This window comes from Heliomicrobium sulfidophilum, from assembly GCF_057715735.1.
Genome location: NZ_JBVTZZ010000004.1, coordinates 290,491 through 316,630, shown reverse-complemented (window position 1 = coordinate 316,630; position 26,140 = coordinate 290,491). Strand labels below are relative to the sequence as shown.

Here is a 26,140-nt window from a genome sequence, read left to right as displayed (position 1 = left end):
CAACGAGTATTTTTTTCCAATTCGAAAAAAACATCAGCCTCATTTTTTACGGCCAGAAGCCAAATTGCACTCCAGTAAATTCCATCCATGAAAGTTGCGAGTCCACTGTACCACTTCAGCAGCAGTCAACGATAAAAGCAAGCCGCTCCTCTGATGAGGGAGCGGCTTGCTTTCAATAGGTAAAGCGAGGTATCCGTCCGCTGGAACTCAAACCGCCGATTAGTACTTGGTGAGGTACTCGTCGACTTCCCAGGGATGAACAGCGATCCGGAAGGAATCCCATTCTCCCCGTTTCGCTTCAACGTAGCGCTCGGAGACGTGGGGGCCAAGGGCTTCTTTGATGACTTCGCTCTTCTCGAGTTCATCGACAGCTTCGGCCAGGTTAGCAGGCAGGCTGGCGATTCCCATCTCGGCGCGACGGGCGGCGTCCATGTGGTAGATGTTCTCATCCACAGGAGCGGGAGGCGCAATTTTGTTTTTGATGCCGTCGAGACCAGCCTTAAGGCAAACGGCGAGAGCCAGATAGGGGTTGCAGGAGGGATCGGGGCTGCGCAGTTCGACCCGGGTGGAGGCGCCGCGTTTGGCGGGGATCCGGATCAGCGGGCTGCGGTTGCGGCAGGACCAGGCGACATAGCAGGGAGCTTCGTAGCCAGGGACCAGACGCTTATAGGAGTTGACAGTGGGGTTGGTGACAGCAGCGAAAGAACGGACGTTCTTCAGCAGACCACCGATGTAGTACTTGGCCGTTTCGCTCAGTTGATCCGGGGTGGACGGATCATAGAAAGCGTTCTGACCGTCTTTGAAGAGGGACATGTTGGTGTGCATGCCGGAACCGTTAATGCCAAAGATAGGCTTCGGCATAAAGGTGGCATGGAGACCATGGCGCTGGGCGATGGTCCGGACGACGAACTTGAAGGTGACGATCTTGTCGGCCACATCCAGAGCGTCGGAGTATTTGAAATCGATCTCATGCTGACCAGCAGCCACTTCGTGGTGGGACGCTTCGATCTCAAAGCCCATCTGCTCCAGGGTGAGAACCATGTCACGGCGGGCGTTTTCCCCGAGGTCAATGGGGGTCATGTCGAAGTAACCGGCTTTGTCATGAGTGATGGTGGTGGCTTTGCCTTCGGCGTCGGTCAGGAAGAGGAAGAATTCCAGTTCGGGACCAACGTTCATGGTGTAACCCATTTCAGCGGCTTCAGCCAAAACGGACTTCAGCACGTTCCGGGGGTCGCCGGCGAAGGGGGTGCCATCAGGATTGTAAACGTCGCAGATCAGACGGGCGACAGCGCCGTCTTGGGGACGCCAGGGGAAAATAACGAAAGTGTTCGGATCGGGACGGAGGTACATGTCCGACTCTTCGATGCGGACAAAGCCGTCGATGGAGGAACCGTCAAACATCATTTCGCCGTCAAGAGCTTTTTGCAGTTGATCGACAGGGATCGCTACGTTCTTCAGGACGCCCAGGATATCGGTGAACTGAAGGCGGATGAATTTGACGTCGAATTCGCGGGCCATGCGAAGGACGTCCTCTTTGGTATAACCCATGTCCAAACCTCCTCACATAGTATGGGCAAATAAAAAACACTTTCATGCATCTTGACTGTGTATCAAGATGTGAAAGCGTCGTTGCCCAGTCGTCACTCCGTTGTGACTTTTGATATTTCATTTACATTATAAGCAAGAATCGATGGGGTGACAAGTAGTTGCAACAAAAAATTATCCCGTTTTTCGATATCCTTCCTTCTGTCCAAACTTTTCGACAATAAAGCGCGGCGCGTCCCCCTTGCGTATGATGTTACCATGTTCCGTGAAAAATAGGGGTGAGTAAGGGCTTTTTTCTCCATACTCGCTTAACAGCATCCGGGCCTCCCGCTCCTGCCCCACCTCAACGGGGAGGGTCAGGTACAACGAGTCCTGGTAATTGATCAAGTTCCCCAGACGCAGGTTGTTGTCTGCCAAGCGCCGGCAGGCGGAAAGCAGGTCTTCAAAGCTATGGAATACATAGGCCACTTCTGTCGCTTTGACGGAAGCGCCTTCTTTTTCCTCACGCTTGCTCTCCGGTTCGATCGTCGGACAAGAGGCGATGGCGGGTTTGCTCAAAGTCAAGATCACAGCAACCCCTTCTGTCACCAATCCGATAGCCTCAACAGAAATCGTCCCCGAAGGAAGGTGGATCGTCCCGTCATCCATAGCGTCCCGCAAGGCTCCCGAAAGAAATTTTTGCGCATTGGGGTTGTATTGCCAAAGGTCGCGAATATTTATTCCCCGCTGGGACAAATCCTCAGTAGAAACCAACACCTGAATGCGACCATCGCCAAGCGTTTCGATCCGCATTGCCAACCAACCCCCTCTATCCTTGTGTGCTTTTCGTTTACCGCGGGATATATCTCGTTTAACTAGATTTATGCTCGTTCATTTGCCAAATTGTCTTGTGGCTTATTATAAACGATCCCCTGCCTGCGGAAAAGAGTTTTTTCTGAATTTTTTTTACTTTCAGATAAAAAAGTTTTCTTTTAAATGACTGAGCATACCTCCAAGGAGAGAAAGGAAGCCCACCATGTCAGACGAAATACGCAAAATCTTTACGACAGAGATCCGAGAAAAAAAAGCGGCGGCGACTGGCATCCATCATAAAAAAGGCCGACGAGGGCTTGTCGGTAATATGATTACGCCGGCCGATCTGTCCGGGAAGGAATATCGATCTCCCGGTAGCATCGAAGAGTACCATCTCGACGACTTGATTTCCCGGTTGCAATCATCTCCGGTATTAAAAGAAATGATTCTCCGTCGCATGGACGAACAGTACCAGCAGTACCGCCAGGCGACGGAAGAGACCTTGTCCATGGTGTCGTCCATACTGCTGGAAGCGCTCCAACGTTTTCAGGGAGAAGCGGCAGACCTGCGCCAGCGTGTGCAACGGTTAGAGGAAGGGCATAATGGCGCTTCGGCGGGACCGGAAAGGACGGCGCGGCCCACCCCGCTTGCCTGGGCGCCGGGGAAGCGCATCCGCTGGGGCAGTACCCCGGAAGAGATAAAATCCTCTGTTTTCTCGCAATTGCAACGCTTGCAGGAAATGGGCAGCCCCATCTGTGTTGAAACAATCAAAAATGAAGTGCCTGGGATGCTCCGCTGGCTTTATGGGGAAAAGGCCGTCTTTAACGGATTAAAAGGATTGCAACAGGAATACCGCCTTTACGATGAAGCCCGCGGCATGGCGGGAACTGGCCGAGGCACCCTTTCCTCACCGTTCACCCATATGGGAGACCTTCAGGAGAAGGGACCGCAACTGGCGGACCAAGCTCAGCCGAACTGATCCTAAAAACAAAGGGTGACGCCATAAGACAAGGCGTCACCCTTTGTTTAAAAACGATGATATCGGTTGAGTTGTCCGCCCTCTTGCCGCCCTGTGCTGACCCCGTCAGGACTCACACGTTTCCAACTGGAACCCGCTGTCGCTTCGATTCCATGGAGCGGTGAATCGACATGGCCGCCTTCACACCTTCACAGATGGCGAAGACGAGCATCTGGGTCGTGTTGATCACGTCCCCGACGGCGTAGATATGAGGAACATCGGTTTCCATGAACTCGTTCACGATGATATGGCCTGTTTCGTTGACCTCTACATTTAAACTCAGGGCCAACTTGCTGTTGGCTTTCGTTCCATAGGTCGATAAGGCTGCATCAGCTTCACGAATCGAACCGTCCTGGAAGTAGAGCGCATTCAGCTTCCCTTTTTGGCCCAGTGTGCCCTGGAGGCGTTCGATAGGCGTCTCGATCACATCAATATTGTACTCCTTGAGCAAATCGATGTGCTCCTCTCGACCCTCAAGCGTTTTTCCGTTGGTGGCGATAAAGACATGGTGGGTGTAATCGAGCAAGGCGAGGGCGTTACGGATGGCCCGCTTTCCGTGCCCCAGCACAGCCGCCTTCTGGCCGGTGAACTCAAAGCCGTTGCAATCAAGGCAGTAGTAGAGGGACCGACCGGCAAACTCGTAGCGGTTGGGGATCTCCGGCTGAGTATCGGTCAAGCCGGTGGCGAAGACAAGGTAGCGACTGCGGTAATCGGCGCTGCTGGTGGTGACAGAAAAGTCGCCCTCCTCCGTCTTCTCGATCCGACCCACCTGACTTTTGACGATCTCCGCACCGTACAACTGGGCCTGCTCCCGGCCGAGGCGCAGCAACTCTTTCCCCGAAATCCCCTGGGGATACCCCAGCAGGTTATGGTATTTGGGAACCCAGGTTGTCCGACCTTCCCCTCCGTCTAAGACCAGCACCGAATGGTTGTAGCGGGCCAGTTGAATCGCCGTGGACAAGCCTGCTGCTCCAGCACCTATGACGATAATATCGAAGCGCACGCATTCGTCACCAGCCCTTCAAGGATTTACAGGGCTTAGCTTTCCCCACCAATCACGGAAAATCCAATGGCGATATTTATCACGGCCTTTTTCTTGACAGAGGCGGCCCTTGTGATCTATAATATTTTTTGTGACAATTGTCGGGGCGTAGCTCAGTTTGGTAGAGCGCTACCTTGGGGTGGTAGAGGCCGCACGTTCAAATCGTGTCGCTCCGACCATTATCAGCTCCTTATATCATGCGGTCGTGGCGGAATTGGCAGACGCGCTAGATTCAGGTTCTAGTGGTCGCAAGGCTGTGGAGGTTCAAGTCCTCTCGACCGCACCATGCGGGTGTAGTTCAATGGTAGAACATCAGCTTCCCAAGCTGAATACGTGGGTTCGATTCCCATCACCCGCTCCAACGCGCCCGTAGCTCAGTGGATAGAGCACTGGTCTCCGGAACCAGGTGCGCAAGTTCGATTCTTGCCGGGCGCACCATATTTACCTTAATCTTTCAAAAAAACGCAAGAACGCCGTCATGATGATGGCGTTCTTTTTTGTCCTTTACGTCTTTTTTGCTCTTCCCTCTGTTCGGAGCGGATGGTTCCCGTTATTTTGGTATTCCCTTCACGTTGACCCTTTTGAAGAAGGTCCGCTGCCCCGGGGGGGCGCCGGTAGTCACACGACAGTGCGGTACACGCCCGGGCGCACTTCCTTCAGTTTACCTTCATACATGCCCAAAAAGCGGGGCGATTGGCTGATAACCCCTTCCTCGATAGCGCGGATCAGCGTATCTTCCTTGATCCGGACTCGGTTTTTCTCTACTTGCCCCGGTATCAAGCCCTCCAGCACCATCTGCTTAAGCGCCTCCGGTTCGACGCCAAAACATCGGTGAGCCGTCCCCGGACTGATGTAATGATCCGGTTCGAATTTGGGTGACATAACCTTCCCACCTACCAGCATCCTGTTTCTTGCTTCCATTCCTGGTTCCAGCTGAAAACATTTTTTATCTGTTGTCAAATTATTTAAGATATTACGATAATGTTTGAGTTTTTCCTGCTTTTTTCGTCAAAAATTTCAATTCCAATGACGGCATAGGTTGGGACGCTCCCTCCAATACTACCCATGAACATGTACGTTCAAGGAGGGAAAACCATGGGGGGCTCGCAAGGCAAAGGTGACCAACGTCCTTTACCGGATCGGTTTGTTCCCGAAGATCTCGGATCGGCAACCCGGGTGGCCCTGGACGCTCGTTCCGATCTCTACGGTCACGTGACCGAACAGGGGGTGCGTCCCCGGGAACTAGGAGTTCAGGAGACGAGCGACTTTAGCACACGGGGCGCGCCCTGGGGGATGCGGGAAAGTTTAGTCGAGAAGACCCATGAGATGGGTGTGGACTTCGATAAATTCATCGCCGGCGTCGCGGCCGACAAATCGGACACGGAGATGGCCCAGGAGTTCGGCGTTAGCGAGAAGGCGATTCAGCACTTTAAGGAGCATTTTTTCCGCTACGGCATCAATGATGTTCAGTGTAGCGTGTCACAGAATTTGTCCAATTTTCTCACTTTTCATGTCACAAGCCATTAGGAGGTTTATGCATAAAAATTTGCATAAACCTCCAGTTCCCCGACGAGTCAGGGCTGGAGGTTGTTTTGACTGTAATCCTCATTTTCTAACGCTCCAATCATTCGATAGCAGGTTGATTGGCTCCCGATCTTCCAGCCGTATTCTGCCGCCGCACTTTGTAATCTTCGATACACTTCCGCCTTTGACCGTAGCATACCCTTATTCTCCCAACACAGCGTTTTGACGAAGTTGACCGCCGCCTTATCCATACTTCGGAACTGTTTGGTCACTTCTTTCGTCTCCAAATGCTTGCGGATTGGCTTCGGCACGAGCCCGATCACGCCTTCTTTCTTGTATGCTTGAACCCAACGGTACAGGGTAGCCTTGCTTATCCCGATTTGTTGTGCCAGCCTTTCCTTATTCTCCTCCGTTTTTTCCCTTGACTCACAACCAATTGCTTCAATTATCCATTTGTGCCGCATCATAATTTTTTTCTCTGCTCCTACGCCAAAGCGTTCATACATTCTGATCCAGTCTATATCACCGAACGAAGACTTTTGATCACGCATTCTACTACCCTCCCGAGGTGTTCGCAGCCTCCTGTTCCGCAACTTCTTGTTTGTTGCGTCTGCCGCGCGTGCTGCTTTTCCTTTTCATATTGATAGGTAGCTCCAAGAATAGAAATGGCCGTCTCACCGTGCTTATAAAGCGCTCAGCAGCCTCCAGTGCTTTCGTAATCCGTTCCGCAGGGGGAAGGCCTTCTGTAGCATACATGGCTCCACTAGCCACCATACGACCGCTGCCAATGGCTTGGAACCGATCCTCTGTTCTTGCTACCTGAAAATTCGTTTCGATTCGGAATAGCTGCCCGCGATACCCTACGAGAATCATGCTACTCATGTCATCTTCGCCCTCATTCATCTTGTTTACGCCGCCGCGCTTCAGGCACAGGCGCAACGCTTCTACGAAAGTAGCTACCATGTATTCGTCATCCGTTTTGGTAGGCGAGTGAGAAGGAGGCGTAAACTGATATCGAATCAACTGACCGACACGGTAGGAGCCGCTAAAGCCGATCAAAAACGGCTCTTTCAAAAATATTTTTTCATCCGTGCGGATGGAAATTTCTCTATTATATGTACCTGCGCTATCGCATCCCATGTATATGGTGCCATTTTCCACCAAACCAATTACACATGTCATCTGGCTATCATCCTCTCTGAACGGTTCACTATAGTAACTATATCATATGTTCAGAGGAGGCTTGTTTGCTTAGGAGATTCAGATTCCCCCTTGGCGGCGCTGGAGCAGAAAAAAGGGGGTGAGCGCGTGTCCCAAAACGCTTTATTGAAAGACGTTGTAAAGATGATGACAGGTCAAACTCGTCCAGTTGACGAGAAGGAGAGATCGTCACAATCGTCCTGATCCGCCTGTAGCCGCAAACTATCGACGGATACATAGCGCTCCAGCGCCTTCAAGGAGGAATCTTTGAATATCCGGTTTGATGTAACAGCCTACAACATTACTTTATCACGTTCGCGGCATGAAACACTTTCACGTTTAATGGGATGAGTTCATAACCGCTATAACAGCTTCTTCATAACTACACTGATTTTTCTCTGCAAACTCCTTAGCCGCCCGATCCATATCAAGGCGTTCCGTATCAATGCGATCTCCGGCAGCTATGCCATAACGCTCTTTATCGCCTGCCGGAAGCAAGCCGCCCCGTTCCATGAGTTCCATAATGACATTTTTGAAAAACTCATACGGGGACATTTGAACGCGCTCCCCATCGGTTGAAAACTCGACTGTTTTCTCATCGGACAGCACAGACATGAATTCTGCCATTCCGCTCCGTAAAGAATGGGGGAGATGATGCTCGTTTTTGCTCATGAATACCGCAATTTCACGTTCACGAGCCAGCAGCTTTTGCATTTCAGATCGATTCATATTCATTTCACTTCCTTCGGTGTCATAAAAGTCGGCGTGAATCCAAACGCCGTTTTCTGTAAATTCAATGGGTTGTAGTCCCTCCACAGCGGGGGCGGCGGCTCCAAGAAACCCAACATGCCGCAGTGTCCAGCCGTGTGCCGTATTTCACAGGCGAACCGACACCTTTTTATACCGCCCATTTCGGACGGCGGCAGCAAACTCCGGCGTTACATCCGAGAAGTTCGCTAGCAGCTTGCCACCGATCCGCTTGATATCCGCTACCCATCCATAGACTTCGTTTTCTTCTTTTGGGTGCCCAATAACAATCGGTGCTCTAAAACGACTTGGGTCGTAATTGTCTACGACACTTTGAAGGTCGCTCTCTGTGAAGGTTCCCTGTGGCTCGTAGCTCCCGGAACGAAAAATCTCATACCATTTCATAAATGCGCCTCCCGATTAGCTGGACAAGCCACGAGCTTCTTTAGCTCCTTCATGGAATGGCTTGTCCGTGCCGTAGCTGTCCGGGCCTTTGATTAAATAATCCGCCCAGGAGTGCCACTCATAGAGACTCTGCCGACCGCTCGTTTGCTTCTTGTAATTTGAATCTTGACGCTGGCGGATCGACTCTCTTTCTTCATGCTTCGCGTAGGCCGCGCCATACACCCGGCCAAGTTCCTTCAACCGATCATCATACTGCTGCTTTAAGGTCAACAACTCTTGAACCACTCGCTCGTGCTCGGCTTTGCACGTCACTTCAATGAAGGATTCCGCTTCTTTTTCAGCCTCGAATAACAAGGCATTTCGCTGTTCCGTCCATTGCGCTTCAACAGCTGGAATGCTGCGCTGGAACTCTTTCAACTGCGCTTCGGCGATCTTCAATTGGCGCTCGACTTCATTATAGTCGGATGCTTCGCCTTGGCCTTCTTGCAAAAGGCATTCATGCAACTGATCTTTGCAAGCGGTGATCCGCCGATTCAGTTCATTGCGTTGTTCGTCCCATTGGCTACGTTGCTCTTTGATATGGCGCTCAAGCGCGTACAGTTCCGATAGTTTTCCGTTTGGTTCAACTTTGAACAATTTGTCTCACTCCCGTTATTTATTGCTTGTCGCGACTTGCTGTATCCGCTCGAACCAGATCGCGAACATAGCTTTCTGATGCATCGTATTTGATGGCAATTTCTCTAAAGTCCAAGCCCGCTTGAAACTCCTTCAAAATCATCCGCTCTGTCAGTTCCTTGACGGCCTTTCTATACTTCGGAAGGTATAGGTAGGTTCCACCAAAAGACTTGGCAACCTCCAATGTCCGCTCGACGCCTAGGAGCTCAGCCAATTCGTTATAGGGCTTAGGCAGATGCTCCGGGGTGATCTCAGGAATCACCGAGCTATAATCAATATCTTTCATTCTCTCACTCCCTCATTCATGGCTTATCTTCACTATTTATGGTACCAGCAAAGCTTATTTGAAAACTTTCATTTTACCTGCACAAAAAAAGAAGAGGGCTTATAAACTCACCCTCTCCTTGCTTGTGCTGGCGGTACGATACCAAATCCTTCGGTCAGTTTCGCCAGCAACCGCTTTTTCGCACGCCATACCGTTGTTTCGCTCATGTGGAGCGTCATACTGATGGCAATATACGATTTCCCCTTCTGGATCATGTCCAGCAGCTTCCGATCTTCTTCGCCTAGTTCCCTGATCGCCTGCTCAATCGCCTCGATTCGATGAAATTCATTGTAGTTGAACAGATCACGAGAGCGCGGCAGGGAGCTCTTCCATTCCGGATAGGCAAGCAACCAGCGCTCCGCCTCCTTGAGCGGATAGTCCTTCAAGGTTCCCAACTTCCGCGCCTCCCCTCATCCTTATCCCGTCTCCGCCCTCTCAGAGAAAGGAGAGGAATGGAGGAGCATCCGAAATTTTTCTGAATTCATACACTGCGTAGCTGTTTGACCGCTCAAAAACTGCGCCAGTTCATAGCCGTGCTGCATGCCGACGAAGTAAAGCTGCGTCTCGAAAGCAGCCTCGACAACACCGTCTGCATCGTCCATTTCACCTAGAAGCCATTTATGCTCATCAGGGAGAGCGTCTTGCACCCGATCCATAAGCGATCTGTATGCCGCTACAGCTTCCTGATACGCTTCGTCGTCGCGAAGTTGATCGTCCGCTTCCTCGCGTGCGTCATGAATCCAATGTTCGCGATTCATTGGCATGCGGTTCAACTCCTTCCTCCAGCAAGGATGTCTGCGGTGATTGGATCAGCGCGGCCAGCTTCGCACCGTAGCGCATGCCTTGAATGAATAGCGCTTCGTTAAACTCGGCATTGACCGCAGCTTCGCATTCTGCCCATTCATCCGCCCAATCCCGGCAATCTTGCGGGAGTGCCTGCTTCATCCGGTTGGCAGCTTCCGCGCTTTCCGCCGTCACTTGCTGATAGCGGGGAGTCGTGCGAAGCTGCTGCTCCACCGTATTGCAAGCGCGGATGAACATCTCGTTCATTTCCGTGCTAAAAAAAGCTAGAACAGCGTCCATACTCTCACACCTTTCATAGGGTAGATTCGCGCTTATGGCGCATTCGTCCGTAAACCGTGTTATCCCCTGTTATAACGGCGGTCTAGCCGCCTTCCAGTAGTTTCATGCGTTCAAAAGCTATTGCGGCTTAGAAGCCGTTTTAGACGCTTCCCGCGCTGCAATCTGTTTCAGCGTTTCGATCAGCTTTCCGGCAGCGTAGGGAGTCAGCCATTCCAGCCGTTCCACCTTGTAACATTTCTTGATGAGTCCGGCCAGCCGTTTCGGTTCATCCTGCCAGCCCAGTTTTTTCACCAGTTGCTCGATCTTCCAGCGCTGCGCCTTGGAAATCCGGTTTTTCGGGCGCGGCTGCGCCTTGCCTGCATACACCTTCAAGCGTTCAATGACCTGCCCCGCCTCCTGGGCGGTCAGACCGGACAAGCTCGTTTGCCCGGTCACTTGCTGGACGACAGCGCGGAGATCGCTTTCTTCAACCTTCGTTTCCCGCGCCAGCGCCCAAATCTTCTTGAGCATGTTCGCCGGGGTCTTGATCGTGTCGGCCATTCGCATACGCCTCCTCCACTTCCTCGACGGTGACATGCGCATAGGCGCTCCGATCTGCGTCGCCATCGAACAATTTCGCTTCCTTCGCGAAACGCGCGAGCGTTTCTCTCATGCGGCGAAGTTCCTGCCGCTGTACCTTCTGGTATTCATCCAATTCGCTTTCTGGAAGCTTCGGAAAAGATGCTGCTGCCATCGGTTTCATACGGCTAAGCTCCTGCTCCTGTGCCTTCCGGTGTTCATCCAATGCGCCTTCTGGAAGTCTTGGGAAAGATGATGCCATCGGTTTCATGAAAATCGCTCCTTCGGTTGTGATGTTTTCGATATCGGTGCGGGTATCGACTTGGAGTTCTTCCAGTTCATCCAGCCACACTTGCGAATAGCCAACGCCCTTCAACCGACTGTATACAAACCCGATATTGCCGTTTGCAATGCCGTGGTCACGGATGATCTGTTCCACCTTGCAGCCGGTTAGCCTGCGGCCACCCTTGCGCTTGAGCGTTACGATATCCCCTTCTCGGACTTCAATCACATTCGGCTCCTCGGAAGGCTTGGCCGCTTCAAATGCGAGCTTGGCGGTCAGCTTGAGGTTACCAATCGTGAGCGGGATGCCGTCCTGAAACACATGGTTGTGGAGTAAGCCCAGCACGTAGGCGGCTTCAATGAGACGATCTGTTATAATGCCTTGCGCATCCGCATAGCACGAGATGGCTGTCACGTCTTGCGGGCGGATCAGCGCCCGAAGCTCGTCATAGTAACGATTCAAATTCTCCCGTTCCTCCGAAATTTCTGGTGACTTGAACTCATAGTGCGAAATGGTATCTCGGCAGCTTCGATCCAGCAATTCTTGCAATTGTTCAGCCAGTGCTTGTTTCATGCCATCATCCTCCTCGATTCATTTATACAGCGTGTTGGGCAGCGGGCTGATAGGCGTAGACTTGCGCCACGATGCAGCCGTTTTGCCAAATATAGTGAACCTCTCCATCTTCCAGCCGAAGCAATACAAGGCCGGGCAGGAGGGTAACGTCGTTGCCGTTTTTGCGCTCTTCTTCATACAACCGCTTGAAAGCGGAGGGGGAGCGCAGAATGTCCCCAATGCGTTGATGCACGCGCTCGTGAATCAGTATCCGTTGCATGGTCACGCGCTCCTTTCCGGTCTATCATCCTCAAATGAGGAAGGGTTCCTTTCCATTCCCAGATCAGGGTATTCCCGGCTGTGGTACACTAGGAAAGTACGGCCATTTTACAAAAGAAGGGAGGGGAACCCGGCATGATGACCAAAGAACAAATTTGTCATGATCTTGCTGTTCAGATGGCTTCCAAGCCGCTTTTTGTCACCGAATCCAAGTCCCGTATACACAACCACGTCAGCGCCTATGACCTGCTAGCCCGATATAAAAAGGCGTATACAGAGTTGTTGCGGGACTTTGATCAGGTGATGGATGAGGAAACCGATACCACCGGGCGTTGATGCAGCGTGTTGTCGTCGCCAGCGGCGGTATTACATACGGAGTGATTGGCAATATCCTTTTTGGCCTCATCCAAAATGTACAGGGCGCGTCCTACGCTCACTTGGCAATCGACAAGAAGCCGAGCGATGATGTCAATCAGGAGGCTCGTTTCAGCGTCTTCGCCGTGCAGAGAAAACGCGCTTCCGCCCAGATTCTCCGTATAGGTTTTAGCCAAGTCACGAAGTTGCTCACGATTCATCGAGGTTCCCACCTTTCATATGCTGCCCGCCGCCTTGTGGCGAGGCGCGTGGCATGCTATACTGGTTGTACCTCAATAGATTTTGATTGTGGGTGATGCGCTTCGGGCAGGAAGCTCACCACCGGAGGAGCAGCGTATCCGCTTGGCGCACCACGTCGCGGGTAATGGCTGCTCCTTTTTTATGCGTCAGGGACATGCTGCTTGCCAGCAGTTTCATGAACCGCCGCATGTTGCCGCCGTTCGCCAGCGAGCGTGCAACCATTTCCTGCCGCCCATCCTCTGGCATGTGCAGGTCGCTCATGATCGGCTCCACATCCTCCCGGCTCGTGCCGCCAAACTCCCGGCCACGGAACACCCGGTTCCAGAACTGCGCCAGATTCTCCTTCATGCTCGTGCCGCGCATCAGGAAGCCCTTGAACCTCGTCATGCCGCATAGCACCACACCGAACGTTTCCGTCTCGTCGTACAGCGTCCGAAGCATTTCCAGCTTGCGCATCGGCGTGGGACTGTTCGCGTTAATCAGGTACTCGGCCTCGTCGATCAGGAAGATGTAATGCGTGTCAGCCAGCCGCTCAATGAGCGCATCCATCATAGAGCTAACGTCCGTGTAGGCGAATTGGAGGCCAATGGCCGCGCCGATCTTCTTGAGCAGCGCCTTTTGCGTCATGTTCGCATTCGCCCGGATGTACACCGCCTGCGGATTCGATTCTACGTATTTCTTGAGGGCGGTTGTCTTGCCGATCCCGGACTCCCCGACGATCACGCCCATGTCCCGATGCTCAAAGCATTGCTCGCATACGCCGATCACTTCGGCGGCAATCCGGGTGAGGTAAAAATCACTGACTTCCTGCTCGCTGGCGGCTTCCTCCTGCGCCTCCTGCATATAGCCGTTTTCGATGAGGAACGCCCGCGCATTCTCTTGCAGTGCTTCGCTCATGTACTCCTTGTGAATGTAACGCGAGAGGGCGGTGTGAGAAAATTCGAGCTTGGCCGCCAAATCAGTCACCTTGATGCCGCGCCGAATCAGTTCCTCCAGCTTGCGGCGCACCGCCTCGTCCTTTTGTGCTTTCATGCTACCTGCCTCCTTGAACCTTCTTGATACGTTCTAGCGCGCGGGCTGCGCTGTCATGCAGCGATTGCGTGGCTAGTTCGTTTTCTTCGGCCTGTTGCTTGGCCGCCGCCTTGCGATGCTTGTCCACTTCCCGTGCCTTGCGCTCGTGCCCGGTCAGTTGCGTGACCTTGCTGTTTGGCTGCTCTCCGGCCTTGCCTTCCAATGTGGAAGCGCCCCGGCGAAGCCGTTTGTCGATCGCTTCTTCCAGCGTGTTCTCCCGGTAACTCTGAATGCGTTCCTGTACCCGTTTCTTCTCCCGTTTCAGGGAACTCATATGCTCGGCGACATCCTCTTCCGATGCACCGAGGAAGCGCAGGCGCTTGTTCTCGGCGATGCCGACGAACTTGCCTTCGTGGTAAATGATCATCTGCCCGAAGTTATCCGGGTCGTAGTACAGCGTGACTTGCATGCCTTGCAGCGGATGAAGCTCCTCGCACCAGTATTCGTAGTTGCGGAAATGAACGCCATCGACGCGCACCAGCCGCTCGCCTTCCTTCATAAACATAAAGTCCAGTGCGCGCTCGTCCACTTGTCCCGGACGGGCATGCTGTGCGTTTTGGAGGGCTTCCATCGGCGTACATCCCAGTTCGCTATGTACGTCGTTGTTGTAGTCGTCAATGGCTTCGTCAATCAGCTTGATGCCATCCTCCAGCTTCACCAGCTTGCCTTGCTCGCACAGCTTCTTCTCGTCAAATCCGGGCGGGCGGTTCTTCTTGGCATCGCTGCCGCAGTAGCCCGGCCAGAAGCGCGTGTAATTGTTTGTTAAGGTTTCAAAGAACCGTTCAATCGGCTTGGAATTCGGCCAGCGCGGCAGGCACAGCACCTTTTCAATGTTCAGCCGCTCGTAGACCGATTCCAGATATTCGCTATCGTAGTCCTTGCCGTGGTCGGAGTAAGCGATCTTCGGCAGGCCGTGCTTCTGAATAGCATGCTTGAGCGCTCGCCCAATGCGGTAGCCATTGCCTTGCAGCGTCACCACGTAGCCGACAATCGCGCGAGAGCGAACGTCTTGCCATGCGATCAACTGCGGCCGGATCGGCTTGCCATCCACATCAATGAAGAAATCCAAGTCGTGTGTATCGCCATTCCATACCTCATGCGCCAGCAGGCTCTCGAACTCCCGGCGAATCTTATGCAGCATCTTCCGCGCCCAGGCTTCCAAGCCTTCGCGTGCAAAGACCTTCTCGGTCGGGGCGATCTCCTCAATGATCCGGTAGCAGGTTGCCCGGCTCCCGATCTTCCAGCCGTATTCTGCCGCTGCGCTTTGCAGTTGCCGATATACCCATGCCACCTTGGGCTGGAACGTGTCCTTGTGTTCCAAGTACAGCGCTTTGACGAAGTTGACCGCTGCCTCATCCATGCTTCGGAACTGTTTGGTCACTTCCTCCGCCTCCAAATGCTTGCGGATCGGCTTCGGCACGAGTCCGATCACGCCTTCTTTCTTGTATGCCTCCACCCAGCGGTGCAGGGTGCGCTTGGCTACGCCAATTCGTTTCGCCAGCCTTTCTTTCTTCGCGTCGGTAAATTCCTCTGCCTCGTAGGCAATCGCCTCCAGCGTCCATTTTCGGCGTGTCAGAATGTCTTGCTCCGCCTCCTTGCCAAACCGTTCCCGAACCTCCAACCAATTGAAGGTTTCGGCTCGTTCCACCTCGTCCTGCTTCTGCTGTTCCCTTAACAACTTACGGTAGGCATTGGGCGGTAACTGGCTGACATCCAGCAAATACGCTTCTTTGTGGTTGATCATGCCAAGCTTGGCTTTCAACTGCCCGTCTGCGATTTTTCGCCGGACATGCCGATCGGTCTGGTCGGTCAGAGAGGCGTATTCCTTGACGGTAAGCTCCATGCGTTACCCCCTCTCCCGCTTGCTGCTGAATGACGCCGATCAGGAAGCGGCTTCTCCGTCAGGCTCTGCCTTCTGAATGTCTTCCACCAGCTTGTCCATCTGCTTATGCAGTGCGCCCAGTTCCTCCAACACCGTATCGTATCGTATCGCGCTTGCGCCTTGCACCATTCATGCATCACCAGCTTGGCTTCTTCCTCCAGATGGTCGATCTGCTTTTGCAGAATCTCTTTCCGGGTTGCCCGTTTGGCCGTTTCCACGACACCTTGCATACATACCCAGTGGTTCGCGCCTCGCATATCGTGGAGGCGGGCACGCCATGTTACACTCATCTTCACGACTCCTTTCATTCCATATCCCGATACATCTTGCTACGGACGGCCAGCGGGGAGGCTGTTTCCGTTCGTTTGCTGCTGATGGCAGCAGCAGGGGCGTGTTGCGAGGGTTGAACCGTGGAGAGCTTCGAGGCTTGCTGCGGAGCGTTTTACTTCGCTTGTTTCTCGGGATATTCGATGCCTAGCAGTTTTTCAATCTGCTTGCGGTACTTGACCGCCTTTCTCACGCCAGTAATGAGATCGCCGAGGCGATTCTCGGGAATGTGGTGCAGTTCGCAAAATTCGCGTTGGCTCAGCCTTTTTTCGGCAAGTCTCCGCTTAATCTCCCAACCAAATGCGGTGATTGGCCGTTTACGTGCCATCCTATCACCTTCCTTTTCCGACATTCTTAGTCATGGTCAGCTTGCGTCTTAAATGATATGATTTATATGGGAGTCTACCGCCCACAACTCAATTATATGTCTTATAAGACGCAAAGTCAACATTATTTCGTCTTATAGTTTACAAAGCGCCGAATTTGTTTCTTTTAGTTGATATACAAGGGTTTGCGTCTTTTAATTCAAAAAAATGGAGGTTCAATCATGCCAGATTTAAAAAAAGCTTTAGGTGAACGGATTAAGAAGTGTCGGAACGAAAAAGCAATGACTTTAAGAGAGCTAGGTTCTCGAATCAATATGACAAGTAGTGCGTTGAGTAAAGTAGAGAAAGGAAGTGTTTCTATTACCTCCGAAAATCTATTTGCTATCAGTGAGACTTTTGGTGTTTCGGTTGATTGGCTGTTGACTGGAAAGGAAGCTCAGCTTGAGGCCGGAGGCGATGAGAAGTCCGAAGAACACGAGGGAGCGACTCCTATTTTTTTTAATGAAGAATGGGAAGTAGTTTCCCAATTTAGAAATTTGAGCGACGAGGAAAAAGCCTTTATCAAGCAGTATCTTCGCTTTGCGCAGGCTCAGAAGAAGGAGCGGCAGTCACCAGATGAGAAGAAGGACGCGACGATCCGCGAAGAAGCTGCCACCTACGAAGCCACCACGACGCTGCCCGAGGAATTGGCCGAGCTAAGCCCGATACTTGGGGAATCCGCAGCGGGCGATCCGATTGAAGCCGTGAACATGTTTCAGGGCTATGTTCGTGTACCCAAGGAATACAAGAAGTGCTTCGCGGTAAAGGTGAAAGGAGAGAGTATGCGGGATGCTGGTATCCTTAATGGAGGATACGCGATTGTACGGCCGCAGCAAATTGTGGAGGATGGCGAGATCGCTCTTGTCATGCTGGAGAACAGCGTGACGATCAAGCATTTCAAAATCGTCGGCGATCATGCTGTTCTGGTTTCAAATAACGATAATTTCCCGCCGCGCACATACCACCGCAGCCAGAACATGCACATCATTGGAAAGATCGTTCATTATATCCCACCAGAAACGGCGGTCATCGTTGAGGAGATTGACGGCAGAGGGGCATAGCCATCTGGAGACATAGGCACTAAACGGCAGTTTCGTGCACATGTATGAGGAGGGTGGGGATTCATCGAATTTGAAATTGACTCTTCGTCAAACGCAGTATTTTTATTCATGTTATCGAATATTTATGCAGGTCATGAAGTTCTCATCCCTATCAGGCTCCTGAACGCTGGAATCCCTAGAGCCACAAGGGTTTGCGGCGATGTCCGAAGGGTATTCCATGTCCGAAGGTAAATGTCCGAAGGTCGCGAATTTTTTTTGTAACGAAAAGTAGCCGATGAAACCCGAAGAACCGTGTCGTATCAAGCGTTACAGCTTGTGCGCACGGTTCGTTACAAAAATAGGCTCGTCTCACGTTTTTCACTGGAAACGCTCCGATGTAATAACGGATAAGAATGGCACCCTCTAAGTGACATAGAGAATGAGAAAGGACATTCAGGGGCAGGATTGATTCAAGGCCAACGGTAAAGGCAAGGTTTCTCCGATAGGATTTCCCTTGGGAGAGACCCTGCCTTTTGGTTCTTGCTTCGCCCTCGTGGTGTTAGGCAAAATTTCCTGTTGACTCTGCGCCTTCGATTTGGTATATTATTGTTCGTCGCTAACAGGCGCCCGTAGCTCAGTGGATAGAGCGCTGGTCTCCGGAACCAGGTGCGCAAGTTCGATTCTTGCCGGGCGCACCATTTTCACAAAGGGCGATTAGCTCAGATGGTTAGAGCGCTTGCTTGACATGCAAGAGGTCAGCGGTTCGATTCCGTTATCGCCCACCATACACAGTGAGAAAGAGTTTTGAGCCTTAGTAAGGGTTCAAAACTTTTTTATATTACATAGTATATTACATTTGAGTGGCAAAGAGACGAATCGATATTGAAACAACAAGGGGTGGGTGAAATGAAAAAGCGGTTTATTGGCTACTTTACGGTTTTTCTCCTGGCCTGCCACCGGGCGCGCACGGGAAAAGCGTTTCGGCGCAAGCGTCCCGTGTCCGCCGGTTCAGCTTGGGCCTATTAGGTCGCGCCTGCTTATTGCATTTTCATTAAACACCCCATGCCGGGGTGTTTTTTGCTTTTTCCCCTTGACGAAAACAGAAAAAATACCGTAATATAGATACAACTCCGAATGTGTATTTTCAAACTTTCTCAAAGGCGAGAGCAAGTGTAATGATTATACTTGCTCTTTTTTTGCCTAATTTTCACCAAGGAATATATTCCACAACAACCGCCTCCACAAGGTCACTACCTGGTTACGATGAAAAAACCGCTGCTTCTGCTGTCACAACTGCTGATTCTGCGAAGGAGGTATTCCCATGACGCTCCGGTCAAAACTCATCGCCGGCTTTGTCCTCTTTTCCCTACTCCCACTCCTGCTCCTCGGCTATACCTCCTATTCAACGGTCAGCACGTCGCTGGAACAAGAGATCCGCCAGCGCCAGGCTCAATGGGCCAACAGCATGTTGCAGGACTTGAACAAATCCATCGAGGAGCGGCGAAACCTCCTCAAACAGCTCTCCAGCCTGCCGAAGATCAAGCGCATGAACCCCGATGAGCAAAAGCCTCTCCTGGAGTCCTTCGGCAGCGTCTTTCCAGATATGGATGCCATCGCCGTCATCGATATGACGGGGATGCAGATCGCCCGCTCCAACAATAGCGCCAAAGTAAACGTCGCCGAACGCGACTACACCCGGGCGATATTAAAGGAAGGAAAACTCTTCGCCGTCGGCGTGCCGACCATCAGCAAGGTGACCGGCAAACCGATCCTCTCCTTGGCGGTCCCGATCACCGAAGGGGGCCAACTGGTCGGGGTCCTGGCCGGCTACCTGCGTGTCGATGATGTGATCCGCTCCTTTATCACACGGATGCAGGAGTTGGACTCGTCAGCCGATAAGAAGATCGTCATCGTCGACAGCCAGCAAAAACTGCTTTACCACCCTGATGGGCTCAAATCGGGCGCCGCCGAGACCTACTCCCTCCCCGCCGCCGGATCCGACGGCGCGGCCGACTACGCAGAAGCCGGCGTCCGCTATGTGGCCACATTGATGCATTCCAACTTTACGAACCTGACCATCCTGATCCGCGATGACGCGCAGACGCTCTTCGCCCCCATCCGCCAGTTGCTGTGGATGTTGCTCGGCCTATCGGCCGGCATGATCGCCCTCTCCCTCGTCACGTCCACCCTCTTTGCCCGGCGCATCGCTTCTCCCTTGGAGGCCATGGGCGAACAAGCCCGCAAACTGGCGTCGGGCGATCTGACGGTGCATTTGGACGACAGGACCTACCGCGAACGGGAGATCCGTCACCTGGTCAAGGCTTTCCAAGAGATGTCCCAAGGGCTCAGCCAGTTGATCGGCGAGATTCACCAGTCCTCCCGCCTGGTCAACACTGAAGCGGTCGGTTTGAACAGCACCTGCCAGCAGACGGCCAAAGCGGCCGATCACCTGGCCCGCAGCAATGAAGAGGTGGCGACCACCCTGCTCGAACAGACGCGCCAGCTCTCCCAGACGGTGGAACAGATGGAGCAGTTGTCCCAGTTGTCCCAGGAAATCGTGACAGAGGGCAAGGCCGCTTCGGAGGAAGGCGGCCAACTGACCCGGATGTCCGAAATGATCTCGGCCTCCTTGCAGGAAGCGCAGTCGCTTTCGGAGACGACAGCCCGGACGATGCGCCAGGGCGCCGAGACGACGAACCAACTGCATGAAAAGAGCACGGGCATTGAGGAAATCATCCAGGCGATCACCGACATCACCGATCAGACGAACCTGCTGGCCTTAAACGCGGCGATTGAAGCGGCCCGAGCTGGCGAACACGGACGCGGCTTTGGCGTCGTCGCCGATGAGATCCGCAAACTGGCTGAGCAGTCCCGCCAGGCGGCCCAGCGGATTCAAACCATCATCGCCGAAATCCGTTCCGACATCGACGCCACCGTCTCCGCCATCGACGAAGGCCACCGGTTGGCCGATGCGGAGCACCAGAAATCACGAGAGAACACGGAGCGACTGCGGGATATGGTGGAACTGCTCAAAGGGCAGATGCATCGCTTCGACAGCGTCATCAAGCGGGCTGATTTGCAGGTGGCGATGGCGGTAAATGCGTCCACGTCGCTGCAACTGCTCTATGAGAAGGCGACGGAAGCCGCTTCGTCCACCCAAGCGGTGACGGCCATCGCCCAGGAGGTGGCCGCATCGTCAGAGGAAGTGGCGGCGTCGGCCGATAAGCTGATGGAGGTGGCCCAGTCGTCGCAGGCGGTAGTGGAGCGGTTCCGGCTGGAAGAGTAACGGCTTTTCTTGTGTTCAAAAGGCAAATAATAAAGAAGCAGTTCAACAAACAGGTTGGATTGCTTCTTTATTGATGATTGGGATTCGAAGTCATGTTACAGTATCGTAATATTTTTCGCCAACACCGAATACTGGGCGTCGGCAACCCAGCTACCGCCAGTTTCTATTTTCTTAGGCGGTTCTTTGTATTTTATCGTCACAACCACTTGTTCTTTGATCATCTCGGACAAATCGAAATCCTCGGCATGTTCGCATGTTCCATATACAACCACAATGGTGTGTTGGGCGGCCTCGACAGCTATCGTTTGGTCTTTCCATTCTCCGCTGTTCGGAATAAAGACAAAATGCCCCATGGGTTGATCCGGCGTCATATGCATGACGGGCGTATAAAAGAACCCTTTGATAACCGTTCCTTCCATCACACACTCACCTTTCGTTTTGAGGTAACCCTTTATCCCCCTCGTGCTGCAATATATTTCCTTAATCAGGCTATCATGAATACCACATTATGTCAATCATCATCTTTATATTTCTTTCACAAGTTTTTGTTATGCTCCTTTTAGTAAATGAAAGGAGTGTTTTAGACGATGGCAATGACACACTATATGGAACTGCTAGCCGTACATCAGCCTTGGAACTTGATTCTGTTCATGGCCATCCCGGTCATCCTCGCGGAGACGGTGGCCATTACGGAGTTGTTCATCCTCTTCAACCGCCAGGGCAACAGCACGCTGCGTACATTGAATAAAGCCGCCAGTATTGCAGGCGGCCTGTACTTCCTCGGCGTATTCGCTTATCTCATGACCACCGCCGTCATTCCGCTGACCGTGAGCGGGCAGTGGCGCGGACCTCAGACGTGATCGCCGTCGGTTTTTACCTAGCCGGTGTGATTCCCCTCCTGGGGATGGCCCTTCTCGACTTGAACCTTATCGGCAAAGGGCGCTATGAAGAGGCGAAACTGAAGTTGCATGCCGCCTTCGTGGCCCTCTTCCTGGTCGTCGCCCACGTGGCCATGATCTTCGGCATACTGGACCTGAACCTGCTGATGAGCGCGCCTTCGTCTCAAGCGATGCCTCAGCATTCCATGAAAGAGCACGATGGCTTCGAAGATAAAACCATAGGACTTGTGATACGTTAGCCTTGCGTATCCGTGGTTCTGGAAAACGATCCTTCGACGCTGTATCCACCGGACATCAAGCCTCCCCTCCGACTTACCCCATTGTTTTCGGCGTCTTGGTCAGTGTAAAATTACACTCGACAGTGTAAAATTACACCCTGTTCGCTATTTTGTCAATACATCCAGTTACTTACCTAATCCGCAAAAGAAAAAACCCCAGGACTGCTCTTCCTGGGGCTAACCGTTATCCGATGAGATGAACTGTAGACGTCACACCGGGGAAACAGGCGGAGGGATCGACCACTAGAAGGCTGACTTTCTTTCGTTTAATTCCCGAACCGGCCTCGCCTCAATGTAACCGCGTTCGGGCAAAGGAACCAGTTGAATGCGCGGCCCATCCTTGTCGGCCCATTGCCAGCCAAAGGTCTCGGGACGGAAGTTCTTCATGGCATTCCAGACGGTCCCGATGGCTTGTTCCATCTCTTCATCAGCGAAGGGCTGGCCGTGGAACACCAGCATCTTGCAGGGCGGCAGATCGATGATCTCCATCCCTTCCGGGACAGGCCCGGCATAATCAGCCGGCATCTCCACCCCCTGCGCATAGATTGAAGTGCCGGGCCGGCGCAGATTCTCCGGCAGCCACATGCCGACCGGCTCATAGAGCGCCCCCTTCAGACTGCACAAGATCCCCCAGACATCACAGCCGACTTCCTCACAATAAGCGAAGTAATCGGTGGCTTTCCTGCCTCGCAACAGGATCAACTTCCGTTCCGGTCGCTCGACCACTTGGGTGAAGATGGTGCAGTAATCAGTCTTCTCTTGCATGTCCCTCTCCCCTTTCATCATATGGAGGTAGTAGTCGCGAACGCTGCTCGGCATAAACAACGGCAAGGGCGGTTTATGCTTGCGATAGTTCTCCGGGGTGATGCCAAACTGCTTGGAGAAGGCGCGCGTAAAGCCTTCATGGGATTCGAAGATGGCGTCTAAGGCGACTTCCAGCACACGGCTGGAGGTATCCCGCAACTGAAGCGCTGCCTGGGACAGCCGGCGCGCGCGGAGATACTCCAAGGGAGGGATGCCGACGAGTTCCTTAAATACTCTGGAAGCATGGCTCGACGAGTATCCTGCCGACGCCGCCAACTGGTCCAGCGTCACCGGCGCCTGTAGGTGTTGTTCAATATAATCCTGCATCCGCTGCACCGCGTACACCTTTTCTCGCATTCGCGATCACCTCCTTCATGATGAAAGGGTAGCATTTTCGCTGGATAAAAATCTTGACCTGCTTTGCCTTTCTTTATCTTCGGCCATGAAAACTTTCCCACTGATTTCCCTTTTTACTCGCTATCTCTTCTTCAATCGTAAGTGTCTCCAGGAAGCTGCAACCGGCGACCGTTGATGATCACTGTGTTGTTATCTATCCAATCTACATGCAATTCTCGAAAACGATACCCACAATAAATGTTCTTTTTCATGCTCGTCCGATGATTAATCAACTCACCGCGAACACTATCCGCTGACAATGAGCCACCATCGATGATGTAGAATCGTATCGTGTATGATTTATCTGGAGCATTCGTCTCCGTCATGTATTGTCCATGAGGTATTAAGCGCAACGTGAAAAATGTAATGTATCCAAAGGCCACTAGCAGCAATGCAACAATAACCATTGGAAATAGACATCCAATGGCCAGCTTTTTTCTCGGTTCGGAGTGGATCTGGCGAGATTCTTCTGAAGTCAAAGGAACGCCTCCTGATAAAATCGCCTGTCAAACTTCTTCATAGACACTAACAATTTTATATTCACCAGTGTAGATGTTCCTAACGTTCACCACGCCGTGGATAACGACGCCATAGGCATCTTTTTTTCGCGCAAACAGTGAGCAGCTTACCACTTCGAACTCCCAGGGATAATTGCCGTTGATTTTCTCCGCCCTAACTTTGGGGTCAACGTCAATGATTCGATCAAAAAAACGCTGGACCATACAGATCACTTGGATCGCGCCATTTTCGGGATGATCCGGGTCAACGGGAACAACGGCATATAGAGTCCCATGATTATAGTCGCCTAACGCATCGGCTGTTGTCGCCGATAAAAAGACGCCCATCAAGACGATGCCGATGATAATCGCATTGACAATTCTGTTCTTCACCGCACTTCCCCTCTGTCTAATTCAATTTCGAACCGCCTGTGCCGCCTCTGCGGCTCAAAGCGTGCTATAATATGGATGGAAACCTAATAAAGGGAATGGTGTGAATTGCCTCTCCTCGCATGTAACTGCCCTGAAAAAAGCCGTTCGTTACGTCTTGAAGCAGAATTCGCAACGGATCCTTTATGGTGCTCAACATGTAACTACAATTTTGATTTGTGCGATCTGCCATTGTCGGATGCCCTGAAACATGAACTAAACGAATGGGGGTGTCGTTTTCATAAAACGATGATCCACCCGTTGACGGAAGATGGTTTTTCCGCTTTTAGAGAAACGCATAACCGGGATGGACATACCCTGGTCAAGAAAATCAGAAAAGAACTGGGTCCAGACTACGAAATAACACTAAAGGAATTGGTATACTTTTCATGGAAGTCATGGATAATTCATTCACAAGGTTTTTATGAATGTAAATAAATTCTATTAATCTCACCATAATCCTTCTTGGGATTGACAACCCGCTCCGTCTCAGCAACGATTCCTCGAAACAGCTTCGAAAACGAAAACAAACCGCCCTCTCACGGGCGGTTCTTCCTTGTGCTCATTCCAGCAATATGTCTAGCATCTTTTTTCTGTTCATCAAAAATTCTTTCGTTACCCGGTAATGCTCCGTCTGTTCGTACGCAACTATGTCAATACCGCTCTCCGAAAACAGAAAGATCTTCGCATCGGGATAGGCCATGATAATCGGAGAGTGTGTCGCGATGATAAATTGCGAATCCTGTTCCACTAAATCATGGATGCGTGATATCATCGCCATCTGACGACTGGGGGAGAGCGCTGCCTCCGGTTCATCGAGCAGATAAAGTCCCTGTCCACCGAAACGGTTCATGAAGGTAGAAAAAAAGGCTTCGCCATGAGACTGTTTATGGAGTGACTTGCCGCCATAGGATCGGATCAAGTTGAGGTCGTCAATGGTCGACGATACATTATAAAAGCTTTCTGCCCTTAAGAAAAATCCATCTTTTGGCTTTCGATAGTTGCTGACTACCGTCAGATAGCGATGCAATTCTGAGTGAGTATCCCTTGTCGCGAAGTTGAAGTTCCTTGATCCGCCTTCCGGATTAAAACCAAAAGCGACAGCAATCGCCTCCAGCAACGTAGACTTTCCGGTGCCGTTTTCACCTATGAAAAAGGTGACTTTGGGATGGAATTGAAGTTCCTTTAATCCTCTTACCGCAGGCAGTGAAAAGGGATACTCCGATAGAGAAGGCGCCTCATTTTGACGAAGGCGGATGCTACGGAGATAACTTGCTTGATTTCCTGAGAGCATATTTGCCCCCTTTCCTCAGAAACGCACAACAAACATTATCGTGCTATAATACAGATAAATCCCATATAAAGGGTATGCTTTTATTGGCATAACTAAAATGTCACTGACAGGGAAAATCGCTTACTGGAAAAAATTGTTCATCAATCAGAGCGAAAGGAGCCTGCGTTACGTTGCCTTGGTATCTAAGAAAAAACTTCATTTTAGCAATATGTATGATTTTACCACCAATCGGCTACTTACATGTAGTCCTAAACCGGAAAAAGTGGGATATGGACGACATGGTGTTTTATCTTACCATCGCGACCATCTGCGGAGCGTTATGGGTGTTGAAATTTGTTCCATTTCCTCTTTCTGTCATCTTGATACCTTTTGTCCTGTTGATCATTGTTACGATTTATGGAGGTTATGATGATATTGAGTAAAGGATTCGGCGAACAAACACCATTATCTTCCGATGTTGATGATATTACAGAAAAATATAATAAGATTTCAGAGGAAATACTTCATAAGTTCTTTCTACATGGTTTTAAAAAACTAGGCATGGTTGAAAAGCAAATATTCATGATCGATAAATTAACCACAGAGGTAAACAACGGTGGTTTCGATCAATATTTTCTTAATACAGAGGGCCTGTATGCCGAGGATACTCTACAGGTCTTGTTCGAATTCGAGCAGTTCGATTTTGCGAAACTGCTACAACAAGCTATCGAAATTCATAATATGAATATAAGTCCCATTGAGAAACTGTTCAAATACGAAAAATTGGATGATGAATTTTATCAAATAAAAACGTACGATCGGTTATATGAAACTTGCCTGAAAAAGTTATGTGAATCACCGGAAAGGTAACGCCGTCCAGGAGTAGTTTCGAAAACAAAAGAAGTCGCTGCTTTTTTCGTAGTAAATTAACCAAGCAATCGGCATCCACG

33 protein-coding genes, 6 tRNA genes and 1 pseudogene are annotated in these 26,140 nt (G+C 51.6%); 14 read left to right on the top strand and 26 right to left on the bottom strand.

Annotated elements, in window-relative coordinates; translation table 11 throughout:
• Nucleotides 1–219 precede the first annotated feature (219 nt).
• Nucleotides 220–1,548, bottom strand: a complete 1,329-nt coding sequence (gene glnA, locus AC0CW1_RS03105; protein ID WP_488181623.1) for a type I glutamate--ammonia ligase — start codon at nucleotides 1,546–1,548, stop codon at nucleotides 220–222.
• A 171-nt stretch (nucleotides 1,549–1,719) separates the two neighbouring features.
• Nucleotides 1,720–2,337 (bottom strand): adaptor protein MecA, encoded by a 618-nt coding sequence (locus tag AC0CW1_RS03100; protein WP_488181622.1) that lies wholly within the window; start codon nucleotides 2,335–2,337, stop codon nucleotides 1,720–1,722.
• 223 nt (nucleotides 2,338–2,560) lie between these two features.
• Here AC0CW1_RS03100 and AC0CW1_RS03095 point away from each other — a divergent pair, with 223 nt between their 5' ends.
• A complete protein-coding gene (locus AC0CW1_RS03095) occupies nucleotides 2,561–3,316 on the top strand; it encodes a hypothetical protein (protein ID WP_488181621.1) in 756 nt (251 codons plus the stop codon).
• Between the two features lie 112 nt (nucleotides 3,317–3,428).
• Here AC0CW1_RS03095 and AC0CW1_RS03090 read toward each other — a convergent pair whose 3' ends face one another.
• Nucleotides 3,429–4,358: an NAD(P)/FAD-dependent oxidoreductase gene (locus tag AC0CW1_RS03090; RefSeq protein WP_488181620.1), complete on the bottom strand. Its 930-nt coding sequence runs from the start codon at nucleotides 4,356–4,358 to the stop codon at nucleotides 3,429–3,431.
• 141 nt (nucleotides 4,359–4,499) lie between these two features.
• Between AC0CW1_RS03090 and AC0CW1_RS03085 the strand changes: the two genes are divergently transcribed.
• The 4 genes from AC0CW1_RS03085 (at nucleotide 4,500) to AC0CW1_RS03070 (ending at nucleotide 4,835) form a co-directional block, all read left to right on the top strand.
• A tRNA-Pro gene (locus AC0CW1_RS03085) sits at nucleotides 4,500–4,576 on the top strand.
• Between the two features lie 20 nt (nucleotides 4,577–4,596).
• Nucleotides 4,597–4,683, top strand: a tRNA-Leu gene (locus AC0CW1_RS03080).
• Between the two features lies 1 nt (nucleotide 4,684).
• Nucleotides 4,685–4,758: transfer RNA gene (locus AC0CW1_RS03075), tRNA-Gly, on the top strand.
• Nucleotides 4,759–4,760: 2 nt separating this feature from the next.
• Nucleotides 4,761–4,835 (top strand) — tRNA-Arg (locus AC0CW1_RS03070).
• Nucleotides 4,836–5,015: 180 nt separating this feature from the next.
• Here AC0CW1_RS03070 and AC0CW1_RS03065 read toward each other — a convergent pair.
• The gene (locus AC0CW1_RS03065) at nucleotides 5,016–5,279 is read right to left on the bottom strand and encodes a hypothetical protein (protein ID WP_488181619.1); all 264 of its coding nucleotides are present in this window, start codon (nucleotides 5,277–5,279) and stop codon (nucleotides 5,016–5,018) included.
• A gap of 213 nt (nucleotides 5,280–5,492) precedes the next feature.
• Here AC0CW1_RS03065 and AC0CW1_RS03060 point away from each other — a divergent pair, with 213 nt between their 5' ends.
• A complete protein-coding gene (locus AC0CW1_RS03060; RefSeq protein ID WP_488181618.1) occupies nucleotides 5,493–5,924 on the top strand; it encodes a hypothetical protein in 432 nt (143 codons plus the stop codon).
• A gap of 47 nt (nucleotides 5,925–5,971) precedes the next feature.
• Here AC0CW1_RS03060 and AC0CW1_RS03055 read toward each other — a convergent pair whose 3' ends face one another.
• The 12 genes from AC0CW1_RS03055 to AC0CW1_RS03000 all read right to left on the bottom strand — a co-directional run bounded on the left by AC0CW1_RS03055 (nucleotide 5,972) and on the right by AC0CW1_RS03000 (nucleotide 12,029).
• Entirely contained in the window at nucleotides 5,972–6,472 is a 501-nt protein-coding gene (locus AC0CW1_RS03055) for a helix-turn-helix domain-containing protein (protein WP_488181617.1), read from the bottom strand.
• 4 nt (nucleotides 6,473–6,476) lie between these two features.
• A complete protein-coding gene (locus AC0CW1_RS03050) occupies nucleotides 6,477–7,103 on the bottom strand; it encodes a hypothetical protein (protein ID WP_488181616.1) in 627 nt (208 codons plus the stop codon).
• A gap of 357 nt (nucleotides 7,104–7,460) precedes the next feature.
• The gene (locus AC0CW1_RS03045; protein WP_488181615.1) at nucleotides 7,461–7,937 is read right to left on the bottom strand and encodes a hypothetical protein; all 477 of its coding nucleotides are present in this window, start codon (nucleotides 7,935–7,937) and stop codon (nucleotides 7,461–7,463) included.
• Nucleotides 7,938–7,997: 60 nt separating this feature from the next.
• The gene (locus tag AC0CW1_RS03040; protein WP_488181614.1) at nucleotides 7,998–8,273 is read right to left on the bottom strand and encodes a hypothetical protein; all 276 of its coding nucleotides are present in this window, start codon (nucleotides 8,271–8,273) and stop codon (nucleotides 7,998–8,000) included.
• A 15-nt stretch (nucleotides 8,274–8,288) separates the two neighbouring features.
• The gene (locus tag AC0CW1_RS03035) at nucleotides 8,289–8,909 is read right to left on the bottom strand and encodes a hypothetical protein (RefSeq protein ID WP_488181613.1); all 621 of its coding nucleotides are present in this window, start codon (nucleotides 8,907–8,909) and stop codon (nucleotides 8,289–8,291) included.
• A gap of 19 nt (nucleotides 8,910–8,928) precedes the next feature.
• Nucleotides 8,929–9,234: a Mor transcription activator family protein gene (locus AC0CW1_RS03030; protein ID WP_488181612.1), complete on the bottom strand. Its 306-nt coding sequence runs from the start codon at nucleotides 9,232–9,234 to the stop codon at nucleotides 8,929–8,931.
• 107 nt (nucleotides 9,235–9,341) lie between these two features.
• On the bottom strand, nucleotides 9,342–9,668 hold the full coding sequence (locus tag AC0CW1_RS03025) for a sigma-70 RNA polymerase sigma factor region 4 domain-containing protein (RefSeq protein ID WP_488181611.1): 327 nt from the start codon (nucleotides 9,666–9,668) through the stop codon (nucleotides 9,342–9,344).
• A gap of 21 nt (nucleotides 9,669–9,689) precedes the next feature.
• Nucleotides 9,690–10,046, bottom strand: coding sequence for a hypothetical protein (locus tag AC0CW1_RS03020; RefSeq protein WP_488181610.1), 357 nt, complete (start codon nucleotides 10,044–10,046; stop codon nucleotides 9,690–9,692).
• A complete protein-coding gene (locus AC0CW1_RS03015; protein ID WP_488181609.1) occupies nucleotides 10,006–10,356 on the bottom strand; it encodes a DUF6809 family protein in 351 nt (116 codons plus the stop codon). The genes AC0CW1_RS03020 and AC0CW1_RS03015 overlap by 41 nt, the downstream gene beginning before the upstream one ends.
• Before the next feature lie 117 nt (nucleotides 10,357–10,473).
• Nucleotides 10,474–10,896 (bottom strand): regulatory protein GemA, encoded by a 423-nt coding sequence (locus tag AC0CW1_RS03010; protein WP_488181608.1) that lies wholly within the window; start codon nucleotides 10,894–10,896, stop codon nucleotides 10,474–10,476.
• The gene (locus AC0CW1_RS03005; protein ID WP_488181607.1) at nucleotides 10,823–11,770 is read right to left on the bottom strand and encodes a hypothetical protein; all 948 of its coding nucleotides are present in this window, start codon (nucleotides 11,768–11,770) and stop codon (nucleotides 10,823–10,825) included. The genes AC0CW1_RS03010 and AC0CW1_RS03005 overlap by 74 nt, the downstream gene beginning before the upstream one ends.
• A gap of 22 nt (nucleotides 11,771–11,792) precedes the next feature.
• Nucleotides 11,793–12,029, bottom strand: coding sequence for a hypothetical protein (locus AC0CW1_RS03000; RefSeq protein WP_488181606.1), 237 nt, complete (start codon nucleotides 12,027–12,029; stop codon nucleotides 11,793–11,795).
• 134 nt (nucleotides 12,030–12,163) lie between these two features.
• Here AC0CW1_RS03000 and AC0CW1_RS02995 point away from each other — a divergent pair, with 134 nt between their 5' ends.
• Nucleotides 12,164–12,364: a hypothetical protein gene (locus AC0CW1_RS02995; protein WP_488181605.1), complete on the top strand. Its 201-nt coding sequence runs from the start codon at nucleotides 12,164–12,166 to the stop codon at nucleotides 12,362–12,364.
• Here AC0CW1_RS02995 and AC0CW1_RS02990 read toward each other — a convergent pair.
• The 5 genes from AC0CW1_RS02990 to AC0CW1_RS02970 form a co-directional block, all read right to left on the bottom strand.
• Nucleotides 12,325–12,603, bottom strand: a complete 279-nt coding sequence (locus AC0CW1_RS02990) for a hypothetical protein (protein ID WP_488181604.1) — start codon at nucleotides 12,601–12,603, stop codon at nucleotides 12,325–12,327. The two genes, AC0CW1_RS02995 and AC0CW1_RS02990, sit on opposite strands and share 40 nt — an antisense overlap.
• A 115-nt stretch (nucleotides 12,604–12,718) precedes the next feature.
• Complete coding sequence (locus tag AC0CW1_RS02985) at nucleotides 12,719–13,675, bottom strand: AAA family ATPase (RefSeq protein WP_488181603.1); 957 nt, start codon at nucleotides 13,673–13,675, stop codon at nucleotides 12,719–12,721.
• Between the two features lies 1 nt (nucleotide 13,676).
• A complete protein-coding gene (locus AC0CW1_RS02980; RefSeq protein WP_488181602.1) occupies nucleotides 13,677–15,557 on the bottom strand; it encodes a transposase in 1,881 nt (626 codons plus the stop codon).
• Between the two features lie 39 nt (nucleotides 15,558–15,596).
• On the bottom strand, nucleotides 15,597–15,725 hold the full coding sequence (locus AC0CW1_RS02975) for a hypothetical protein (protein WP_488181601.1): 129 nt from the start codon (nucleotides 15,723–15,725) through the stop codon (nucleotides 15,597–15,599).
• Between the two features lie 313 nt (nucleotides 15,726–16,038).
• Nucleotides 16,039–16,251, bottom strand: a complete 213-nt coding sequence (locus tag AC0CW1_RS02970) for a Rha family transcriptional regulator (RefSeq protein WP_488181600.1) — start codon at nucleotides 16,249–16,251, stop codon at nucleotides 16,039–16,041.
• A 219-nt stretch (nucleotides 16,252–16,470) separates the two neighbouring features.
• Here AC0CW1_RS02970 and AC0CW1_RS02965 point away from each other — a divergent pair, with 219 nt between their 5' ends.
• The 4 genes from AC0CW1_RS02965 (at nucleotide 16,471) to AC0CW1_RS02950 (ending at nucleotide 20,614) form a co-directional block, all read left to right on the top strand.
• The gene (locus AC0CW1_RS02965; protein ID WP_488181599.1) at nucleotides 16,471–17,349 is read left to right on the top strand and encodes a helix-turn-helix domain-containing protein; all 879 of its coding nucleotides are present in this window, start codon (nucleotides 16,471–16,473) and stop codon (nucleotides 17,347–17,349) included.
• A gap of 602 nt (nucleotides 17,350–17,951) precedes the next feature.
• Nucleotides 17,952–18,026, top strand: a tRNA-Arg gene (locus tag AC0CW1_RS02960).
• A 10-nt stretch (nucleotides 18,027–18,036) separates the two neighbouring features.
• A tRNA-Val gene (locus AC0CW1_RS02955) sits at nucleotides 18,037–18,113 on the top strand.
• A gap of 536 nt (nucleotides 18,114–18,649) precedes the next feature.
• Entirely contained in the window at nucleotides 18,650–20,614 is a 1,965-nt protein-coding gene (locus tag AC0CW1_RS02950) for a methyl-accepting chemotaxis protein (protein ID WP_488181598.1), read from the top strand.
• A 95-nt stretch (nucleotides 20,615–20,709) separates the two neighbouring features.
• Here AC0CW1_RS02950 and AC0CW1_RS02945 read toward each other — a convergent pair whose 3' ends face one another.
• Complete coding sequence (locus AC0CW1_RS02945; RefSeq protein ID WP_488181597.1) at nucleotides 20,710–21,033, bottom strand: hypothetical protein; 324 nt, start codon at nucleotides 21,031–21,033, stop codon at nucleotides 20,710–20,712.
• A gap of 168 nt (nucleotides 21,034–21,201) precedes the next feature.
• Between AC0CW1_RS02945 and AC0CW1_RS02940 the strand changes: the two are divergent.
• A pseudogene (locus AC0CW1_RS02940) lies at nucleotides 21,202–21,752 on the top strand (DUF6803 family protein).
• Nucleotides 21,753–22,034: 282 nt separating this feature from the next.
• On the opposite strand, the gene AC0CW1_RS02935 reads toward AC0CW1_RS02940, so the two are convergent.
• The 3 genes from AC0CW1_RS02935 to AC0CW1_RS02925 form a co-directional block, all read right to left on the bottom strand.
• Nucleotides 22,035–22,952: a GyrI-like domain-containing protein gene (locus tag AC0CW1_RS02935; protein ID WP_488181596.1), complete on the bottom strand. Its 918-nt coding sequence runs from the start codon at nucleotides 22,950–22,952 to the stop codon at nucleotides 22,035–22,037.
• A 131-nt stretch (nucleotides 22,953–23,083) separates the two neighbouring features.
• Complete coding sequence (locus tag AC0CW1_RS02930) at nucleotides 23,084–23,470, bottom strand: DUF5412 family protein (protein ID WP_488181595.1); 387 nt, start codon at nucleotides 23,468–23,470, stop codon at nucleotides 23,084–23,086.
• A gap of 27 nt (nucleotides 23,471–23,497) precedes the next feature.
• Complete coding sequence (locus tag AC0CW1_RS02925; RefSeq protein ID WP_488181594.1) at nucleotides 23,498–23,881, bottom strand: hypothetical protein; 384 nt, start codon at nucleotides 23,879–23,881, stop codon at nucleotides 23,498–23,500.
• 105 nt (nucleotides 23,882–23,986) lie between these two features.
• Here AC0CW1_RS02925 and AC0CW1_RS02920 point away from each other — a divergent pair, with 105 nt between their 5' ends.
• A complete protein-coding gene (locus AC0CW1_RS02920; RefSeq protein WP_488181593.1) occupies nucleotides 23,987–24,355 on the top strand; it encodes a hypothetical protein in 369 nt (122 codons plus the stop codon).
• Nucleotides 24,356–24,479: 124 nt separating this feature from the next.
• Here the strand turns inward: AC0CW1_RS02920 and AC0CW1_RS02915 are convergent, their stop codons facing one another.
• Complete coding sequence (locus AC0CW1_RS02915) at nucleotides 24,480–25,211, bottom strand: AAA family ATPase (RefSeq protein ID WP_488181592.1); 732 nt, start codon at nucleotides 25,209–25,211, stop codon at nucleotides 24,480–24,482.
• Nucleotides 25,212–25,625: 414 nt separating this feature from the next.
• On the opposite strand from AC0CW1_RS02915, the gene AC0CW1_RS02910 reads away from it, so the two are divergent.
• Entirely contained in the window at nucleotides 25,626–26,060 is a 435-nt protein-coding gene (locus AC0CW1_RS02910; RefSeq protein WP_488181591.1) for a DMP19 family protein, read from the top strand.
• The last annotated feature ends 80 nt before the right edge of the window (nucleotides 26,061–26,140 follow it).

Excerpts from the sequence above, each read along its gene's own strand:
- AC0CW1_RS03010 (WP_488181608.1), bottom strand. The coding sequence starts at position 10,896 with ATGGCCGACACGATCAAGACCCCGGCGAACATGCTCAAGAAGATTTGG.
- AC0CW1_RS03055 (WP_488181617.1), bottom strand. The coding sequence starts at position 6,472 with ATGCGTGATCAAAAGTCTTCGTTCGGTGATATAGACTGGATCAGAATG.
- AC0CW1_RS02975 (WP_488181601.1), bottom strand. The coding sequence starts at position 15,725 with ATGGTGCAAGGCGCAAGCGCGATACGATACGATACGGTGTTGGAGGAA.
- AC0CW1_RS03005 (WP_488181607.1), bottom strand. The coding sequence starts at position 11,770 with ATGAAACAAGCACTGGCTGAACAATTGCAAGAATTGCTGGATCGAAGC.
- AC0CW1_RS02995 (WP_488181605.1), top strand. The coding sequence starts at position 12,164 with ATGATGACCAAAGAACAAATTTGTCATGATCTTGCTGTTCAGATGGCT.
- AC0CW1_RS02950 (WP_488181598.1), top strand. The coding sequence starts at position 18,650 with ATGACGCTCCGGTCAAAACTCATCGCCGGCTTTGTCCTCTTTTCCCTA.
- glnA (WP_488181623.1), bottom strand. The coding sequence starts at position 1,548 with ATGGGTTATACCAAAGAGGACGTCCTTCGCATGGCCCGCGAATTCGAC.
- AC0CW1_RS03095 (WP_488181621.1), top strand. The coding sequence starts at position 2,561 with ATGTCAGACGAAATACGCAAAATCTTTACGACAGAGATCCGAGAAAAA.
- AC0CW1_RS02980 (WP_488181602.1), bottom strand. The coding sequence starts at position 15,557 with ATGGAGCTTACCGTCAAGGAATACGCCTCTCTGACCGACCAGACCGAT.
- AC0CW1_RS03060 (WP_488181618.1), top strand. The coding sequence starts at position 5,493 with ATGGGGGGCTCGCAAGGCAAAGGTGACCAACGTCCTTTACCGGATCGG.
- AC0CW1_RS02990 (WP_488181604.1), bottom strand. The coding sequence starts at position 12,603 with ATGAATCGTGAGCAACTTCGTGACTTGGCTAAAACCTATACGGAGAAT.
- AC0CW1_RS03000 (WP_488181606.1), bottom strand. The coding sequence starts at position 12,029 with ATGCAACGGATACTGATTCACGAGCGCGTGCATCAACGCATTGGGGAC.
- AC0CW1_RS03050 (WP_488181616.1), bottom strand. The coding sequence starts at position 7,103 with ATGACATGTGTAATTGGTTTGGTGGAAAATGGCACCATATACATGGGA.
- AC0CW1_RS03100 (WP_488181622.1), bottom strand. The coding sequence starts at position 2,337 with ATGCGGATCGAAACGCTTGGCGATGGTCGCATTCAGGTGTTGGTTTCT.
- AC0CW1_RS02945 (WP_488181597.1), bottom strand. The coding sequence starts at position 21,033 with ATGGAAGGAACGGTTATCAAAGGGTTCTTTTATACGCCCGTCATGCAT.
- AC0CW1_RS02965 (WP_488181599.1), top strand. The coding sequence starts at position 16,471 with ATGCCAGATTTAAAAAAAGCTTTAGGTGAACGGATTAAGAAGTGTCGG.
- AC0CW1_RS02935 (WP_488181596.1), bottom strand. The coding sequence starts at position 22,952 with ATGCGAGAAAAGGTGTACGCGGTGCAGCGGATGCAGGATTATATTGAA.
- AC0CW1_RS03015 (WP_488181609.1), bottom strand. The coding sequence starts at position 10,356 with ATGGACGCTGTTCTAGCTTTTTTTAGCACGGAAATGAACGAGATGTTC.
- AC0CW1_RS03065 (WP_488181619.1), bottom strand. The coding sequence starts at position 5,279 with ATGTCACCCAAATTCGAACCGGATCATTACATCAGTCCGGGGACGGCT.
- AC0CW1_RS02915 (WP_488181592.1), bottom strand. The coding sequence starts at position 25,211 with ATGCTCTCAGGAAATCAAGCAAGTTATCTCCGTAGCATCCGCCTTCGT.
- AC0CW1_RS03040 (WP_488181614.1), bottom strand. The coding sequence starts at position 8,273 with ATGAAATGGTATGAGATTTTTCGTTCCGGGAGCTACGAGCCACAGGGA.
- AC0CW1_RS03030 (WP_488181612.1), bottom strand. The coding sequence starts at position 9,234 with ATGAAAGATATTGATTATAGCTCGGTGATTCCTGAGATCACCCCGGAG.
- AC0CW1_RS02985 (WP_488181603.1), bottom strand. The coding sequence starts at position 13,675 with ATGAAAGCACAAAAGGACGAGGCGGTGCGCCGCAAGCTGGAGGAACTG.
- AC0CW1_RS02970 (WP_488181600.1), bottom strand. The coding sequence starts at position 16,251 with ATGGCACGTAAACGGCCAATCACCGCATTTGGTTGGGAGATTAAGCGG.